General features: G+C 69.8%; 14 protein-coding genes and 3 pseudogenes. 10 read left to right on the top strand and 7 right to left on the bottom strand.

Going from position 1 to position 16,101, the window contains the following annotated elements:
- Positions 1–321 (top strand): winged helix-turn-helix transcriptional regulator (locus ACWC2B_RS37535; RefSeq protein WP_450724748.1); only part of this gene is annotated, 321 nt, incomplete at its 5' end.
- Between the two features lie 989 nt (positions 322–1,310).
- Here the strand turns inward: ACWC2B_RS37535 and ACWC2B_RS37530 are convergent.
- Both ACWC2B_RS37530 and ACWC2B_RS37525 read right to left on the bottom strand, forming a co-directional pair.
- On the bottom strand, positions 1,311–2,228 hold the full coding sequence (locus tag ACWC2B_RS37530) for an NADP-dependent oxidoreductase (RefSeq protein WP_450724746.1): 918 nt from the start codon (positions 2,226–2,228) through the stop codon (positions 1,311–1,313).
- A gap of 125 nt (positions 2,229–2,353) precedes the next feature.
- The gene (locus ACWC2B_RS37525) at positions 2,354–3,139 is read right to left on the bottom strand and encodes an alpha/beta fold hydrolase (protein WP_450724744.1); all 786 of its coding nucleotides are present in this window, start codon (positions 3,137–3,139) and stop codon (positions 2,354–2,356) included.
- Between the two features lie 62 nt (positions 3,140–3,201).
- On the opposite strand from ACWC2B_RS37525, the gene ACWC2B_RS37520 reads away from it, so the two are divergent.
- Complete coding sequence (locus ACWC2B_RS37520) at positions 3,202–3,621, top strand: MarR family winged helix-turn-helix transcriptional regulator (RefSeq protein WP_386036426.1); 420 nt, start codon at positions 3,202–3,204, stop codon at positions 3,619–3,621.
- Between the two features lie 22 nt (positions 3,622–3,643).
- Here ACWC2B_RS37520 and ACWC2B_RS37515 read toward each other — a convergent pair whose 3' ends face one another.
- A complete protein-coding gene (locus ACWC2B_RS37515) occupies positions 3,644–3,805 on the bottom strand; it encodes a hypothetical protein (protein ID WP_450724742.1) in 162 nt (53 codons plus the stop codon).
- 448 nt (positions 3,806–4,253) lie between these two features.
- Between ACWC2B_RS37515 and ACWC2B_RS37510 the strand changes: the two are divergent.
- Positions 4,254–4,776 (top strand): annotated as a pseudogene (locus ACWC2B_RS37510) (IS5/IS1182 family transposase); the annotation flags it as partial.
- A 27-nt stretch (positions 4,777–4,803) separates the two neighbouring features.
- Here the strand turns inward: ACWC2B_RS37510 and ACWC2B_RS37505 are convergent.
- Positions 4,804–5,382, bottom strand: a complete 579-nt coding sequence (locus ACWC2B_RS37505; RefSeq protein ID WP_450724740.1) for a maltokinase N-terminal cap-like domain-containing protein — start codon at positions 5,380–5,382, stop codon at positions 4,804–4,806.
- An 853-nt stretch (positions 5,383–6,235) separates the two neighbouring features.
- On the opposite strand from ACWC2B_RS37505, the pseudogene ACWC2B_RS37500 reads away from it, so the two are divergent.
- Positions 6,236–6,550: pseudogene (locus tag ACWC2B_RS37500) on the top strand (HAD family hydrolase); the annotation flags it as partial.
- A gap of 161 nt (positions 6,551–6,711) precedes the next feature.
- Here the strand turns inward: ACWC2B_RS37500 and ACWC2B_RS37495 are convergent.
- Positions 6,712–7,290: a TetR/AcrR family transcriptional regulator gene (locus ACWC2B_RS37495; protein WP_450724738.1), complete on the bottom strand. Its 579-nt coding sequence runs from the start codon at positions 7,288–7,290 to the stop codon at positions 6,712–6,714.
- 293 nt (positions 7,291–7,583) lie between these two features.
- Between ACWC2B_RS37495 and ACWC2B_RS37490 the strand changes: the two genes are divergently transcribed.
- From ACWC2B_RS37490 to ACWC2B_RS37465, 6 genes are all read left to right on the top strand, one after another.
- The gene (locus ACWC2B_RS37490) at positions 7,584–8,174 is read left to right on the top strand and encodes a (2Fe-2S)-binding protein (protein WP_450724736.1); all 591 of its coding nucleotides are present in this window, start codon (positions 7,584–7,586) and stop codon (positions 8,172–8,174) included.
- The gene (locus ACWC2B_RS37485) at positions 8,171–9,163 is read left to right on the top strand and encodes an FAD binding domain-containing protein (RefSeq protein WP_450724734.1); all 993 of its coding nucleotides are present in this window, start codon (positions 8,171–8,173) and stop codon (positions 9,161–9,163) included. The genes ACWC2B_RS37490 and ACWC2B_RS37485 overlap by 4 nt, the downstream gene beginning before the upstream one ends.
- Entirely contained in the window at positions 9,160–11,301 is a 2,142-nt protein-coding gene (locus ACWC2B_RS37480) for a xanthine dehydrogenase family protein molybdopterin-binding subunit (RefSeq protein ID WP_450724732.1), read from the top strand. The genes ACWC2B_RS37485 and ACWC2B_RS37480 overlap by 4 nt, the downstream gene beginning before the upstream one ends.
- A 43-nt stretch (positions 11,302–11,344) precedes the next feature.
- Positions 11,345–12,496: an XdhC family protein gene (locus ACWC2B_RS37475; RefSeq protein WP_450724730.1), complete on the top strand. Its 1,152-nt coding sequence runs from the start codon at positions 11,345–11,347 to the stop codon at positions 12,494–12,496.
- A 422-nt stretch (positions 12,497–12,918) separates the two neighbouring features.
- A complete protein-coding gene (locus ACWC2B_RS37470; protein ID WP_450724728.1) occupies positions 12,919–13,191 on the top strand; it encodes a hypothetical protein in 273 nt (90 codons plus the stop codon).
- A gap of 293 nt (positions 13,192–13,484) precedes the next feature.
- A complete protein-coding gene (locus tag ACWC2B_RS37465) occupies positions 13,485–14,669 on the top strand; it encodes an AbrB family transcriptional regulator (protein WP_450724726.1) in 1,185 nt (394 codons plus the stop codon).
- Between the two features lie 25 nt (positions 14,670–14,694).
- On the opposite strand, the gene ACWC2B_RS37460 is transcribed toward ACWC2B_RS37465, so the two are convergent.
- A complete protein-coding gene (locus tag ACWC2B_RS37460; protein ID WP_450724724.1) occupies positions 14,695–15,438 on the bottom strand; it encodes a hypothetical protein in 744 nt (247 codons plus the stop codon).
- Positions 15,439–15,644: 206 nt separating this feature from the next.
- A pseudogene (locus tag ACWC2B_RS37455) lies at positions 15,645–15,901 on the bottom strand (transposase); the annotation flags it as partial.
- Between the last annotated feature and the right edge of the window lie 200 nt (positions 15,902–16,101).

Raw genomic sequence — 16,101 nt, 5'->3', positions numbered from 1 at the left:
ATCGGTACGAAGTGGACGTCCATGGCCGTCAAGACGCTCGCCGATGCCGCACCGGACGAGGTGCGCTTCGCTGAGTTGAAACGCCGGATGCCCGGTGTCTCGCAGAAGATGCTGTCCGTGACGCTGCGAAGCCTGACTCGCGACGGGCTGGTGTCACGCCGGGTCGAACCGACCGTGCCGCCGCGGGTCTTCTACCGACTCACCGGACTCGGGCTGTCCCTGGAAGTCTCGCTTGCGGGGCTGCGGACGTGGGCGGAGGAACACATGGCCGAGATCGACTGCGCCAACCAAGCCGCCGACCACGAGATCGATGAGGGATAGACAGCCGGTTCCGCGCTCAGCACTGATACTGGTACTGATGGCTCGGATACACCAGGCATGCTGTGTCGCCTCCCCTCCCCCCGACGGCGGCAGATCTCCCACGATGCCGAGGCCACGCCGTGCGCTCTCGTAGAAGGCATCACACGCCACACTCGCCAACCGACGGGCTTCGGCCATATTGCTGATGGCTCGTCACACTTGAGATGGCTCCCGGGCACCGGGCAGAAGACCCGGCACGGTCGGCTACACCCGACCGAACACCCCGTAGGCACAACCGACACGGTGACGGTGACGGCAACCCCCAGGGTCGTTGAACGACAGGGTCAAGGAAAGTAGTAGCGCACCCGAAACAGGGCGAGCAGGCGAGCCGCGCGGCCGGCCAGGGTATGGGACCGGCGTAGCCGCCAGGGCCCTGTACCGCCAAGGGAGCTCCGCGAGCGTGCCCCGCCGAGCCCGGGTCCCGTTCTGGCCCCCGCCCGTACGAGGCCTCCCTGCCTCCCGTACGGCTCCGCGCTGTCGGGGCTTACAGCCCCCGCTGACACAACACCGGCACATCGCAAGCAGGCGCGTTTGTCTCCGCAGGCCGAGCCAACAAGCCCTGAACCATTTGGCGGGTGTCCCTCAGCCCGCAGGGGCGGCCCGAAAGGGCACCACCCAAGTGAGTGGCCCCCTTTCGGGCAACGCTGCTCTATTGCTTGCCAGGCGTCAGGTGGAGATTTGACGGCGGGGCGTCTCGGGAGCCCAAGGCGCTATCCCTCGGATACCTCTCTGGAACGGTCTCGGCCGCATGGTCGCGCTCCACTGGTTTTGGCGGCTCTGCGTAGATGTGCGAGCGCGTGAGGGGCCAAAACTAGGCCAACTACACGGTGGCATGGGCCGCCGGCAGCGCCGAGACGATCGCGACGGCCCTTCGCGCCGCTGGACCGAGACCAGGCCGTACGGGCGGCCTGCCTTCGCTTGTGTCCCGGAACGCAGAGCTGGTGTGACGGTCAGGGAGCCAGGACGATTTTGCCTCGGGTGTGGCCCCGTTCGAGCTGCGTGAACGCGGCGTGGATCTCGTCCAGCGGGAACACCGCCGCGATCGGCACCTCCAACGCCCCGTCCGCGACCAGCGACGCCAGCTCCGCCACGACCTCGATGTCGGCTGCGGACGCGCTCCCTTCCGCCTTCACCCCGTGTTCCTCGACGGCCTGGAAGTCGATGATCGTGTCGATTCGCGCGGCGGACACCCCCAGGTCGAGCGCCAGCTTCACATAGCCCTCGCCGTAGGTGTCGATGAATGCGTCGATCCCGTCGGCGGTCTTGCGCAGCCGGTCGGCCAGGCCGCTGCCGTAGGCGATCGGTGTGACGCCGTGGGAGGCGAGCCAGGAGTGGTTGGCCGGGCTCGCGATGCCGATTACCTCGGCTCCGGCGCGCTTGGCCAGTTGGACGGCGATGGAACCCACACCGCCCGCGGCCCCGGACACCGCCACCCTGTCGCCCGGCTTCAGTTCCACCGCGCGCACCGCCGCGTAGGCCGTTGTCCCGGCGACGTACAGCGAGCCCGCCACCTCCCACGGAACGCCGGCGGGCCTCGGCGCAAGCTCCGCGGCCTTCGCGACCACGTACTTGGCGTGACTGGCACGCAGGTCGGTGAATCCGAGAACCTCGTCACCGACCGCGAACTGCTCGACGCCGTCGCCGGCGTCCACCACGATCCCCGCCAGGTCGCTGCCCTGCCCCGAAGGGAAAGTAGCCGGCCAGCGGTCGTGCAACACCCCCTCACGGATCTTCGCCTCGCCCGGGTTTATGCCGGCAGCCTTCACCCTGACCAGCACTTCTCCGGCCCCGGGCTCGGCAAGCGGCACGTCCTCCAACCGCAGAACGTCGATCCCGCCGTACTCGTCGAACCGCACCGCTTTCGGCATGACCTGCTCCTCGTGTGCCCGTCGTGGATGACTCTGCTCCCCCAACAGCGCCCGGACCGTCCGTATGCCCAACGGGAAGGCCACCCCGTCCAAGGCCCACATCCACGAGGGCGGGGCGCCGAAGGCTACGGGCGACCGAGACCGCGCAGGTGATCGTCGATCAGGGCGAGGGTCGCCCCGGACTGCTCAATGTGCGGCAAGTGACCTGCCTCCGGGACGACCTGGAGTCGGGCGTCGCCGAAGGCGGCTGCGTAGGCGGCACCGTAGGCCGGCGTGACGATCCGGTCGCTCTCCCCCCAGAGCAGGAGGGCCGGTACGCGTACGCGCCCAAGGCGGCGCAGGAGCTTGGGGTCGTGCATGTACGGCTCACCGGCAAGGATCCTCATCGTCTCCATGTCGGCCCGGCGGGCCGCGAATTGCTCCGGCGGGACGGTGGCGGGGTCCACGTAGTAGCGAGCCGAGTCGTGCCAGGCGTGGTCGGCGATGCCACGCGCGTCGAGGCCGAAGAAGTCCCGCATCGGCTCGCCCTCGACCCGTACGCCCACCGCGTCGATGAGGACGAGGCCCGTGATGATGCCGGCGGTGTCCCGTACCGCCATCTCCGCGGCGATCCAGCCTCCGAGTGAGGAGCCCACCACGAGGACGTCGCGCACCCCGCGGTCGTGCAGATGGTGGAGGTAGGCGAGGGCGAGGTCGTCGATGCCGGTGAGCCAGGCCGGGCGCGGGGTGCCGCTCCAGCCGGGGTGGACGGGGGTGAGGACGCGGGCGTTTCCGGAGAGGTGATCGGAGAGACCGGCGACGGTGGCCGGGCCTCCGCCTCCGTGCAGGACCAGGACGGTCCTGCCGGTGCCGGACTCGGCCGACGTGAGGCAAAGATCCGGGTACACGGGGACGGTATGGGTGGACGACATGACCGGCACTCTAACTAAGCTTGTTTATATACGCTACCTTAGTCGCGGGTTAGAGTGGAGGCATGGACGTCGAGCTGCAAGCCCTGGGAAGAGCGGTCAAGCAGGCCCAGTACCGGCAACACCGGGCACTGGAGCGGGAGTTGGCCACCATCGGCACCACGCTCGCCCAGTGGGATGCCCTGCGGGCGATCAGTAATAGGCAGGGGGCATCGGCCCGCACACTGGCCTCGGCCACGTTCCAGAGCGAGCAGGCATTCGGCACGCTCGCCACCCGGCTGGTCACCCAGGGCCTGGCCGAACGCCGCCCCGGGCGCGGTCGGCGCATCGAGCACCACCTCACGCCGGACGGTGAACGCGTCCTGGCCGCAGGCCACTTGGTGGCCAACAAGGTGCTGGCCACCTGCTTCGCCCCCTTGCCCACCGCCGACCGGGCCGTTCTGCTCGACCTGCTGCGACGGCTCACCGCGGGGGGCGACGAGTAAGCACAGGAAGCTCGGCACGGTCTCATCGGCCGGTTCCTCGACCGGGGACGCCATCGAGTTGCTCGGCCAGGGACGCCATCGAGACGGGTGTTCCGTCCTGCGGACGCCAGCCGGGTTCGCGGAACAGGCGACCGAGCCGCTCGTTCCAGCTGCCGGCCATCTTGATGTCCTTGGCGATGGCCATGTACTCGTGCGAGGCAACCGTCAGCGGGTTGTACGTCCGGATGTTCTTGGTCAGCCCGTAAACGGGCCGCTCGGTCTCCGGGACGAACGTTCCGAACAGCCGGTCCCGGACTATGAGGACCCCGCCGTAATTGCGCTCCGTAGCTGCCGGACCCTCCCACCCCGGTCCTACACATCGCCCCCAGCCGGCCGGCCCACTCCCGGAGTTCGCGATGGCCCACGTCCGTGGCGGGAAAGGACGTGGCGTCCATGACCGCGCCCATCATGCCGAGCACGGCGGCCACGTGGACGTCCCGATGCGTATCGACAGCGAGGGCGACCGCGTCCTCGCCAAGTGCCCGCATCGGGGGACTTGGGATCGCCAGCATCGCCAGCGGGGACTTCCTCCCCTGTGAGCCTGGCGGTCCGCGCCACCGGACCGACCGGGCGGTCAGCGAGGAGACCGTGCCGAGATCGCGGGCTCCATCACCAAGGCTGCCGGAGGCGGCGAGGTCGCCGGATGCTCACCGGTCGACCGCGGCAAACAGGGCGTGAAACGCTCGGGCATGACGGACGGATACGGCATGCCGCCGGGTCGAGTCCGGCCGGCGCCAACCGCCACGGCTCCCCCTGCTCGCCCCGACCCTGGACCGCATGGACGGCCTGGGGCCGTTACCCCACGACATCACCGTCCACCTGGACGCCGGCTACGACTCGGACAAGACCCGCACCTTGCTCGACGAACGTGGCCCGCATGGCTGCATCGCGTACGAAGGCGAGAAGGCACCGATCCAGGCCAGGCAGCGTTGGCATGCCGAACGCACGCCCGCCTGGCAGAACGTCTTCTCCCGGCTCGCCCGCTGCTACGAGCGGCGCGCCACCGTCATCGACGCATTCTTCGACCTCGCCGACACGATCATCACCGTGCACAACATGATCCGGCGGTCCTGGACCACCCACCGCTGGGACGAACGCCCGAACCGCCGACCATGACCCCACGCCCCCTGACCGCGCGCCCTCTTACCGTGGCGCCACGGCCGCAAAGACGCCCCGTGCAGCCGTTCCGTTGGGCCAGGTCCACCCGGCGACGAGGCGTCCGGACGACCTCTGCGCAGCCTCCGCCTGCCGCAGGACGCGGTTGACATGAACGTCAGGCCCCTCGTCAGGGCCAGTGCCATGCACGGTGACGGTCGGGTCAGGAGTGTCGCTCTTGCTCTGGTGCTGCGGCGTCGCCTCGCCGCGCAGGAGCGCGCGCAACTGTGCCAACACCACGGGGTCGTGGACGCCGTCGTAGATCCAGCGGGTACCGAGCACACCATGCTCAGAGGTGCCGATCAGTGCCTCGCCGGGGACGCCCTCGAGCGCCGCGCCGCGGTAGCCCATCGGCACCAGGTACGCCACCGGCTCCTGCGCGGTGGCGTCCACCACGACCATGAACTCGATCCCGACCGCGCCCTTGGGATCGTCCAGACGGAACCCGCCGGCCTTAACCAGTTCCGGCGAATCTACGTTGCCCACGTACCAGCTCTGTTTCGGCAGCCACTCGGTGAGCAACTCCAGCTTGGTGGGCGTCATGGTGGTGCGGTGGATGGAGGCCATGCCAAATCCCTCACGCGTAGGTCTGGGCCCGTCGTCCCACGGGATGTGATCCAACCTATAGGGAACGGCCGGCCGTGCTTCCCGAGCGGCAGCGAGTGGCCTCGTACCCCCCCCGTTGTCCTTATGGCCTCTGACAGCCGCCTTCCCAACCTGTAGGAACCCTGGTTCTCCGACTGCATCCCCCGATATATCATCGCTGCCGCTACTGACAGTTCCGGCCCGCCAAGGGGCCTATGTGCGCGACCTCTTGGTCAGGGACTTCGTCTCCGCCCCAAGAGACCAGCCTTGACCGGCTGCTGAGCCCTCGTCCGCTAATAGCCGTTGAGCCAGTCTCCCGGGACCAGGCCACGCATATCGTCGAGGGCTTCTTCAGTACGCGCACGGGCAAGCAGCACCATTCCTTCGTCGTCCCGCAGCAGGACATCCGTCCCGAGGAACCAGCGGATACCGGCCCCCTCCTCGCCGAGGGGGTAGGGCGGAAACGGCCCCCTGGTTCTCATGCCGGAAGACCAGCGCCTCCCGCCCGGGATCCACATACAACCCGGCCGGAGCAAGCGGGACATCGTGATTGCTGCGGGCGATCGGGGGGTGTTGAGGCTGCCGGTCCTCCACTGCCACACCCTCAGCAGCATGTCCGCGGGCGCGTCGTCGCAGGATTCCGCGAGGAATAGCTGTACGACACGGTCCTCGTCGCGGGCCAGGAGTTCGACGACATCGGGAGGGAGGCGCCGCGACCGCCTCGGCAGCAGGCTGCGGACTGCCCGGGAGGGCTACCCGGCCACCTTGCTGATCGAGAGTCTGGGTGAGGGAGTGGCCGACTTGGGGAGGACACCAGAGGGCTGGCGTCACCGCGATGCCCGACGCGAGGGTGGACGTCGAGGCCGTCGCGGCGGTGCGGAAGCTCCACCCGAACGGCTTCAGGTGTGTGCTGGCCTCCAACACGGACCACCCCGGCCCGGTACGTCTGAAGTCCCTGCGGGCCGCCGGGATCGCGGACTGTTTCGACGCTTTGGTGCTCTCCAGCGCACTCGGCGTCCGCAAGCCTGATCCGCGCTTCTATGCCGCGGTGACACAGGCGGCGGGCTGCCCGCCCGAGGGCATCCTGTTCGTGAGGGACAGCCCGGAGACCGACGCGCTCGGCCCGCACGCGTACGGCATGTCCGCGGTGCTCGTCACCTCGCTGCCCACGCCGCGCTTGCCGACCCGCTCGCGGATCGCCCGGCCAGGCCGTCCTGCCCTCGCGGATCTCCACGATCAGCCGTCTCTGGAAGCTGACGGCCCACCTCAACCACAGTGGGCGTGCCACGCGTTGGCACCTTCAGGCGCGGCTCATCTCCCAGGGGCACCGGCCCTCAGGCCGTCCATGACGAGGTCCATGAGCCGGCTCGCCCGTGACTGCCAGTCTCCGTGCGGGTCGATCTGCCAGAGCCCGGCGATGGCGAGCAGGAAGTCGTCGGAGGTGATCCCGGGCCGGATGGCGCCCGCGTCCTCGTTCGCCCGGAGCAGGAGCTCGATGGCCGAGCTCACCGCGTCGTAGCCGAGTCCTGCCAGGCTGCCGCGCGAACAGGTGGCCTTGCGCAGGGCGTCGGCCAGGCCGGCCTTGGCCACGGCGTACTGGGCCAGGCGGTCCATCCACTCCCGCAGCGCCCGGTCGGGCGGGCAGGTTTCGAGCAGCTGGGACGCGGCGTCGGACACCTGCTGGACTTCATAGCGGTACACCTCAAGGACGAGCGCCTCGCGGTTGGGGAAGTTGCGGTAGAACGTGCCCTGTCCGACGCCCGCCTTCTTCGCGATCGCGCTCAACGGCGCGTCTGCCGAGTGCGTCAGTTCGGTCAGCGCCACTTCCAGGATGCGCTCGCGATTGCGTTGCGCGTCCGAGCGCAGTCGTGCGTCCCTGTTCTGCCGCACTCGTCTTCCTTCCGCGCATGCCGCCGAGGACACCCTTGCTAAGCGGACAGCCGTCCGTTAGGTTCACCGTCAGCGGACAGCTGTCCGGTTGGGCTCACCATAGCGGCAGACCGAGGCAGCGTGGACCGCTGGTCGCTCTCACGTCCGCCCGTTCCGCTCTCACACCGAGGCGGCCCGGGCCGGCTCCCTCTCGCACAGCGCCACCGTTCACGCATCGCCCGCCGCCACGCCGTCGGCATCAGGGCCCGCGCCACGAAGCCCGCCGCGTACTCCTACGGGAAAGAAGGCTGATCATGGCCCCATCGACGTCCAGCGCCATCACGCTCACCGTCAACGGCGAAAAGCACACGCTGCCCGTCGACCACCGCACCACCCTGCTCGACGCGCTGCGCGAGCGCCTCGATCTGACCGGCACCAAGAAAGGCTGCGACCAAGGCCAGTGCGGCGCCTGTACGGTCCTGATCGACGGGCGCCGGGCGGTGTCCTGCCTCCAGCTCGCGGTGGCCGCCGAAGGCCGCGAGATCACCACCATCGAAGGCGTGGCGCAGGGCGGTCAACTGCACCCGGTGCAACAGGCCTTCCTCGATCTCGACGGCTACCAGTGCGGCTACTGCACCCCGGGCCAGATCTGTTCCGCGATCGCGATGATCCAGGAACACGCCGCGGGATGGCCGAGTGCCGCGACCACCGACGTGCGGCCCGCGGCGGGGGTGCCGGCGCTCACGGCCGACGAGATCCGGGAGCGGATGAGCGGAAACCTGTGCCGTTGCGGGGCGTACGTGTCGATCGTGCGGGCGGTGGCCAGGGCCGCCGAATCCGCGCAGGCCCCACCGGGCACGGTGGACGCCGCCGTCGGCCCGGCCGGATCGGGTGTGGCGGCGTGAGGGAATTCGGCTATCGCCGCGCGGTGGACATCCCCGGCGCGGTCGCCCTGATCAGTGCCGACCCCGAGGCCCGCTACCTCGGCGGCGGCACCAATCTGGTCGATCTGATGAAGGCCGGGGTGGAGCGCCCCGGGCTGCTCGTCGACGTACGCGAACTTCCTCTCGACCGTGTCGAGACCACCGCGGACGGCGGTCTGCGCATCGGCTCGACGGTGACCAACAACGACCTTGCCGCCGACCCCGAAGTGCGGCGCCGCTACCCGGCGCTGGCCCAGGCGGTCCTGGCCGGAGCGTCGGGCCAGTTGCGCAACATGGCCACCGTGGGCGGGAATCTGCTGCAGCGCACCCGGTGCGGCTACTTCGCCGATCCGGCCAGGCCCTGCAACAAGCGGGTCCCTGGCAGCGGTTGCCCTGCCCTCAAGGGCGAGCACCGCAACCACGCGATCCTCGGCGCGTCCGAGCACTGCGTGGCCGTCCACCCTTCCGACATGGGTGTGGCGCTCGCCGCCTTCGACGCGGTCGTCTCCTACGAAGCGGCCGACGGGCCGGGCGAGTTGGCGTTCACGGAGTTCTATCTGCCGGTGGGCGAGAGCCCTCATCGCGAGACCGCGCTGCCGCCCGGCGCGCTGATCACCGCCGTCACCCTGCCCCCGGCTCCGGTCGCCGCCGCCTCCCGGTACCGCAAGGTGCGCGAGCGCGCGTCCTACGCGTTCGCGATCGGCTCGATCGCCGCGGCGCTCGACGTCCGGGACAAAGCGGTGCATGAGGTGCGCCTCGCCTTCGGGGCGGTGGCGTCCCGGCCGTGGCGGGCCAGGACGGCCGAGCGGGTACTGACTGGTGGCCCGGCGACCGCCGAGGCGTTCGCTGCCGCGGCGGACGCCGAGCTGGCAGCCGCCGAGCCGTTGCCGGACAACGGATACAAGGTGACTCTGATGCGCAATCTCGTCGTGGCCCTGCTGATCGAACTCACCGAGGAGGCCACCCGATGACCACCACGACGGGAAGCCTGACCAGCGCGGGATCCGTCGGCTCCGCGCACGTCCGCGTGGAGGGGCGCGACAAGGTCACCGGGGCGGCCCGTTACGCGGCGGACCTTCCCTTCGCCGAACTCGCCCACGGATGGATGGTGTTGTCCACGGTCGCCCGCGGCCGGGTCCGCTCGGTGGAGTCCGCCCCCGTACTCGCCATGCCGGGAGTCCTGACGGTCCTGCACCACGGCAACGCGCCGCGCGTCGACGGAGACTACGTCGGCACGCTGGGACGCCCCGACCCGATCGTCGCCTGCTTCCAGGACGACCACGTCCCGTGTGCGGGCTGGCCGGTGGCGCTGGTCGTGGCTCAGACGCCGGAGCAGGCCCGGGAGGCCGCCGAGGCGCTGGCCGTCCAGTACGACGAGGAGTCGCATGACGTCGCGTTCTACGCCGGGCGGCCAGGGACGTACACGCCGGAGAACTCCCCGATGCTCCAGGCGGAGACCCTGAAGGGCGACCTGGAGGCTGAACTCGCCGCGTCCGCCGTGGTCGTGGACGCCGAGTACACCACGCCCCAGGAGCACCACCACACCCTGGAACCGCATGCGGCGACGGCGCGCTGGGAGGGTGGCCGGCTCGAAGTCGTCGACTCCAACCAGGGCAGCATGTGGGTGGCTGACGAGCTCGCGAAGCTTTTCTCCCTCGACCCGGCGTCGGTGCGGGTGCGCTCCGAACACGTCGGCGGGGGCTTCGGCTCCAAGGGGGTCCGGCCGCACCAGGTGTGCGCCGTGATGGCCGCGACCGTTCTGCATCGCCCGGTCCGGGTCGTTCTGACGCGCCGTCAGATGTTCACCGCGGTCGGCTACCGCAGCCCCACCGCGCAGCGGGTCAGGCTGGGCGCCGACGCCGACGGACGGCTGCGCGCCCTCGACCACCAGGCCCAGAACCTCACGTCGAGGGTGCACGAATTCGTCGAGCAGAGCGCCTCGATCGGGCGCGTCATGTACGACGCCGACGCCCACCACACCGTCCACCGCGTCGTACCGCTCGACGTCGCGACGCCGACCTGGATGCGGGCGCCGGGCGAGGCACCGGGTTCGTTCGCCCTTGAGTCCGCGCTCGACGAGCTCGCCGAGAAGTGCGGCATCGACCCCATCGTGCTGCGGTCCCGCAATGAGCCGGTCTCGGGGCCGGTCTCCGGGCTGCCGTTCAGCAGCCGCAATGTGCTCGCCTGTTTCCGGGAGGGCGCCCTCCGGTTCGGCTGGGCCGACCGGGATCCGCGCCCCGGTCTGCGCCGCGAAGGGCGCTGGCTGCTCGGGACCGGCACCGCCGCGGCCACGTATCCCGCGGGGGCCGCCCCCTCCACCGCGGCCGTGACGGCGGAGGCGGACGGCACCTTCACCGTACGGATCACCGCGGCGGACATCGGGACCGGGGCGCGGACCGCGCTGACCCTGATCGCGGCGGACGCGCTGGAGGTGCGGCCGGACCGCGTCCGGGTGCGGATCGCGGACAGCGACTTCGGCCCGGCGATGATCGCGGGCGGCTCGATGGGCACCCGCTCCTGGGGATGGGCCGTCATGGCCGCGGTGAACGAGCTGCAGGATCAGCTCGCCCTGGGGGGTGACATTCCGCCGGAGGGAATCACCGTCCGGTCGGACACATCCGCGGCGGTCGCGGCGCTGGCGGCGAAGGAGCGGCATTCCTTCGGGGCCCAGTTCGCCGAGGTCGCGGTGGACACCTCCAGCGGCGAGGTGCGGGTACGGCGGATGCTCGGCATCTTCGCCGCGGGCCGGATCGTCAACCCGCTGACCGCACGCAGCCAGTTCGTGGGCGGGATGACCTGGGGCATCTCCATGGCACTGCACGAGGAGGCCGTCAGGGACCAGGCATCGGGTTCGCATGTCTCGGCCGACCTGGCGGGCTACCACTTCGCGGCGAACGCCGACGTGCCGCTCGTCGAGGCGGACTGGGTGGATGATCCGGACGCGGACGACCCTGTCGGTATCAAGGGCATCGGTGAGATCGGGGTCGTCGGCGCCGCGGCCGCGATCGCCAACGCGGTCTGGCACGCGACCGGAGTGCGCCACCGGCACCTGCCGATCCGGCCCGACCGTGTCCTCCTCTCGGGGGCACGGGACACCGCATCCGGCTGACCCGGCGTTCACCTCAACCAGCCATGATTCAACGGGAGTTCGTGTGCTTGACATAGCCGGTGAATTGAACCGATGGGTGGGGCAGGGCCTGGACTTCGCCGTCGCCACCGTCGTGGCCGTGAGCGGCAGCGCGCCGCGCCGGCCGGGCGCCGCCCTGGCCGTCGACAGCGACGGCAGGGCTGTCGGCTCGGTCTCCGGCGGCTGTGTGGAGGGGGCGGTGTACGACCTGTGTGTCCAGGCCCTCCAGGACGGCACGGCGGTGCGCGAGCGGTTCGGCTACAGCGACGAGGACGCCTTCGCGGTGGGGCTGACCTGCGGCGGAGTCATCGACGTCCTGGTCACGCCGGTACGGGTCGGCGCGCCGGGCGCGGGCGTCCTCGCGGCGGCGTTGTCGGCCGCCGCCGGCAAGGGCGCGGCGGCGCTCGCCCGTGTGGTCCAGGGCCCTGCCGAGCTCCTCGGCCGGGCTCTGCTCGTCCGCCCCGACGGCTCGCACGAGGGGAGTCTCGACGGCCATCCCGGGCTGGACGAAGCGGTGGCCGAGGAGGCCTTCGGATACCTGAACGCGGGGCGCACCGGCTCGTTCACCGTCTCGGAGAGCGGGTCGCCCTGCCGGGGCGCCGTGACGGTGTTCGTGGAGTCGAGCGTGCCGCCGCCCCGCATGATCGTCTTCGGTGCCATCGACTTCGCCGCGGCGCTGGTGCAGACGGGCAAGTTCCTCGGCTATCACGTCACCGTGTGCGACGCCCGCCCCGTGTTCGCCACCCGGGCCCGGTTCCCCGAGGCCGACGACGTGGTGGTCGACTGGCCGCACCGCTACCTCCGGCGCACGGAGACGGACGGCCGCACCGTCCTGTGCGTACTCACCCACGACGCCAAGTTCGACGTGCCTCTCCTGGAGTTGGCACTACGGCTGCCGGTCGCGTTCATCGGCGCGATGGGCTCGCGCCGCACTCATGAGGACCGCGCCCACAAGCTGCGCGAGGCCGGCGTCACCGAGCGCCGACTGGCCCGCCTGCGCTCGCCGATCGGTCTGGACCTTGGCGCGCGAACGCCTGAGGAGACCGCCCTGTCCATCGCGGCCGAGATCGTCGCGGCACGCCAGGGCGGCACGGGGGCCCCACTGACCAGCCTGAGCAAGCCGATCCACCCCGGCCTCGGGCAGAACGCCGAACCCGCTCGGCTCCGGGTGAGTTGACCAGAATGCGAAGACCGCCGTGAGCCTCCCCAGCACTCACTCCCGGGCTGTTCTTGAGATATCTCAGGAGCGGTTCACGAGATCCCGTCCGACCGATTCGACCTGGCGGGATCTTGCAGTTTTCGGGGGCAGTTCGGGGGCCGGCCGGAGCTGAGTGGCAACTTCGGGGCTTTCGGCGGCGCCTTCCGGGGTGGCCGATGCTGTGGGACGCGCGGCGGTGTGGCCGCCTGGCATGGCGGGCTTTCACCTGCTGTCGCCACAGTGGCCTCACCGACTGGTCCGTCTCGTCGGCGGTAAGGCGGCGCGGGTTCCCGGGGCCCGTCTTCCGGCTCGCGCAGGACGACGTCGGCGAGTGCCCGGGCCCCGCTGTTTTTCGGCAGCTGGTTCGCGCGGCGCCTAACGGCGGAGGCGACCGCGCGGGCGTGGCCGGTCAGCTGGAGGCCGATCTGCTCGAAGTCGCGCGTCGCGGGCGTGCCCTCGCCGGTCCACGCAACGACGGCCACAACGAGGCTCTCGTACGGCTCGCGGTCGAGCGGGAGCTCCGCCTCGATCAGCCCGTCGGGGTCGTACAGGACCGTGTGCGAGCTGGTGTGCACAGCGAGACTCGCGGCTGCCGGTCGCCGAACCTGATCTTGAACTGGTTCATGGCGCGGGCGCAGCCGCGGGTGCCGGTGCCGCGGGCCCTGGCGCTTTGACCATGAAGTGAGCCAGGAAGCGGCCTCTACCTGCGACGATGCGACTCGGAACCCAGCTGACCTGTCATCGCAGCGGCAGGCACAGTAAGTAACTGCGTGGCGCAGAACGTACTCGCGGAGGGGATGGGTCCGGTCTGACCGGAGGTAGTCGTCTCTTCACCGGTCGGCCGGCTTGCGCTCCGCCGCCTTCACGGAAATCCTCGTTCACGGAAGAGATGAGGCAAATTTACCTTTTGGGCAACTTTCGCCGTTCATGATGGCCACCGGGTTACGTGAACGTCGGAGGTGGTCAGATGCACATAGCTGAGCGGCTTCCGAGCCGGGTCCGGAATGCACTCGACGGGACGATGGGAATCACCTGTGTTGTGCTGGGAATCCTTGCCGTCTCAGCGGTCTTGGAACCCCTGGGCGCCCCGGCACCCCAACTCCTCCTCGCCCTGCTCGTCGGGGCAGTGATCGCCCTGCGGGGCAGACGGCAGCACCGTATGTCGAAGACCGCCGACCAGAGCGTGCAGGCCCTCATCGGCGTCATGATCGGCGCCTACCTGCAGATCTCGGTCCTGCGCGACGTGGCCGGTGCCATGCTCCCACTGACCATGCTCACGCTGGTGACGACCGCCCTCAGCGTCGGAATCGCCGTCATGATCGCACGGACCGGCCACATGGACCGGCTCACCGCGACGCTCGGAATGATCGCCGGAGGGTCGGTGGCCGTTACGTCGTGCGCGAAGGACATGGGCGCGGATTCCCGGGTCGTGGCCTTTATGCAATACAGCCGTGTCGCCGTGATTTCGGCCGCCGCACCGCTGGTTGCCATGCTCATCGCCGACCCCGCGGCCGGCAGCACAGGGCAGGACGGCGGTGCGAGCGCCGTCGGATGGACCTGGGACGTGGTGCCCCGAGGCGATCAGCTGGCCGGGGTGTCCATCACCCTCGTCCTGGCCGCCGTCGGCATGCGCCTGGCCCAACGCATCCGGCTACCCAGTGCGCCCCTTCTGGGACCCATGCTGCTCTCCGCGCTCGTCACGGCGCTCGGCCTGACGCACGGCTATTCGCCGGCGGGCCTGTTCAAGCAGACGCTGATGGTGCTCGTCGGGCTGGAGGTGGGGCTGCGCTTCGACCGCGAGACCGTACATGCGGTGAAACGCATGATCCCGCTGGTACTGGGCGCGATCGTCCTGCTCTGTGGCGTCATCGGGGGAATCGCCGTTGGCCTGGCCCCGGTGCTGGGGGTGAGCCGGGCCGACGCCTACCTCGCGACGACGCCCGGCGGCATCAACGCGGTCCTCGCCAGCGCGTCGACCAGCGACGCGCACATAGGGCTGATCTCCAGCGTGCAGACGCTGCGGCTGTTCCTCATGGTGTTGCTGCTGCCGCTGCTCCAGGGATGGCTGTCGCGAAGCTCTGCTCGGCGCGCCGAGACCGCGCGAGGGCGGCAGGAGAAGCGGGAGCCGGAGCATGCCGCCAAAGACGCTTGACGGAGCCTTCGGCACAGCTCGGTGATCAAGTGACGGGACCCGGCGACGGTGGGCACCCCCGTGTGTCAGCACCCGCCGGACGTAACCTTGGTTTGGATCGCGTAGCTGTGAACAAAGCCGCTGATACCGGAACTTGTCGGCAGGCCGTTCGGGACGGGGCTTGCTGAGGTGATGACGAGACAGGCCCGGTACTCGGTGGGCTCCGCCTGCCTCGTCCGATCGTCGAAGGTGGTGCCGGTGATGATGTAACTGTCCACGGCGCCCGGGGCGGAGTAGCCGCCTCATCCTTCAGCCCGAGACCGTAGTCCTTCACGATGCCGCGCACCGCGGTGTCGACCAAAGTCTGGAAGCTGCCCTCGCCTGGTGTGGCGTCGGCGGAGGGTGCCTGTCCCCCGCTCTCTATGCCGGCCGCGATCTTCTCCGTCTCGTGCACGACTTTGTCCTGGGTCCAGTGCTGGTCGTCCTCGGCACTCCAGTACAGGCCGGCGACGACGAGAGCGAAGGCGACGAACGCTGCGTGGTAGACGATGACGAGGCCGAAGTTCCGCTCGGCGGCGGCCGTTTGGGAGTCGGGTGGGACGGTTTCGTCGGGTACGACAGTGGGGGCCGCGTCCCTGACTGGCCTGTCGATGTCTGAGGGTTCGGCAACGGCAGAGCCCGCGTCGTCGGCGGGGCGCTTGGGCAACTTCCGGTACAGACGGATCACATCGAGCGAGGCGACGGTGACGGCGACACCCGCGATGAGAACGGCGTACGAGTGTCCGTCCATGTCTCTTCTCTCCAGTTCCAGGGCTCGGCTCAGCAATTCAGCTGGATCGCTGGACTGCCGCCCCGACAGTAGACGGGCGCCTCCCGCCCTCGCGCAGCGCCTCGTTCACGAAGGTGCGATGAGCCTTCCAGATCGTCTGTGTACTCGCGGTATCGGGGCGGGAGGCCGTCACGCCCGAGCCAGGTCCTGTGAATGCACCGCATTTCGCGGGGGCCGAGTTCGTCGAGGACCAGGCGGTGCAGCTTCGCCCACACCCGGGCCCTGCTCCACTCGGCAAACCGCCGATGGGCCGTCGCTCCCGACAGCCCGAAGGACGCGGACGGCAACTGCTGCCAGGTACAGCCGGACGTCGCCACGAACACGATCGCGGCCAACACCTCGGGGCGCCGTGCCGTCGCCGCCCGCCACCTTGAGGACGCATCGGCGCCTCCGGCACCAGCTCAGCGCCTTGACCGTGCGGCATTTCCCTTGCGGCTCATGCCCGCTACGGATCATTCCGGCCTTGAAGCCGATGGCATGCTCAACGTTTCAGTCGAGGGAACCTTCGAGTGCGCGTTCGATGGCATTTAGAGGATGTCTCACGTGGTGATGTGGTGAGCTGCGGCATCATTACCGCTTGTGGGTGTCGATCTGTCGCAGCGACTGGTTCCTGACGGACTGTGG

Source organism: Streptomyces sp. NPDC001415 (genome assembly GCF_053597395.1).
The sequence above is the reverse complement of the archived record's forward strand: the minus strand, read 5'-3'. Positions and strand labels throughout refer to the sequence as shown.

Bases quoted from the DNA above. Each gene is read 5' to 3' on its own strand.
- ACWC2B_RS37530 (WP_450724746.1), bottom strand. From the start codon at position 2,228: ATGCCGAAAGCGGTGCGGTTCGACGAGTACGGCGGGATCGACGTTCTG.
- ACWC2B_RS37525 (WP_450724744.1), bottom strand. From the start codon at position 3,139: ATGTCGTCCACCCATACCGTCCCCGTGTACCCGGATCTTTGCCTCACG.
- ACWC2B_RS37520 (WP_386036426.1), top strand. From the start codon at position 3,202: ATGGACGTCGAGCTGCAAGCCCTGGGAAGAGCGGTCAAGCAGGCCCAG.
- ACWC2B_RS37515 (WP_450724742.1), bottom strand. From the start codon at position 3,805: ATGGCCATCGCCAAGGACATCAAGATGGCCGGCAGCTGGAACGAGCGG.
- ACWC2B_RS37505 (WP_450724740.1), bottom strand. From the start codon at position 5,382: ATGGCCTCCATCCACCGCACCACCATGACGCCCACCAAGCTGGAGTTG.
- ACWC2B_RS37490 (WP_450724736.1), top strand. From the start codon at position 7,584: ATGGCCCCATCGACGTCCAGCGCCATCACGCTCACCGTCAACGGCGAA.
- ACWC2B_RS37480 (WP_450724732.1), top strand. From the start codon at position 9,160: ATGACCACCACGACGGGAAGCCTGACCAGCGCGGGATCCGTCGGCTCC.
- ACWC2B_RS37465 (WP_450724726.1), top strand. From the start codon at position 13,485: ATGCACATAGCTGAGCGGCTTCCGAGCCGGGTCCGGAATGCACTCGAC.
- ACWC2B_RS37460 (WP_450724724.1), bottom strand. From the start codon at position 15,438: ATGGACGGACACTCGTACGCCGTTCTCATCGCGGGTGTCGCCGTCACC.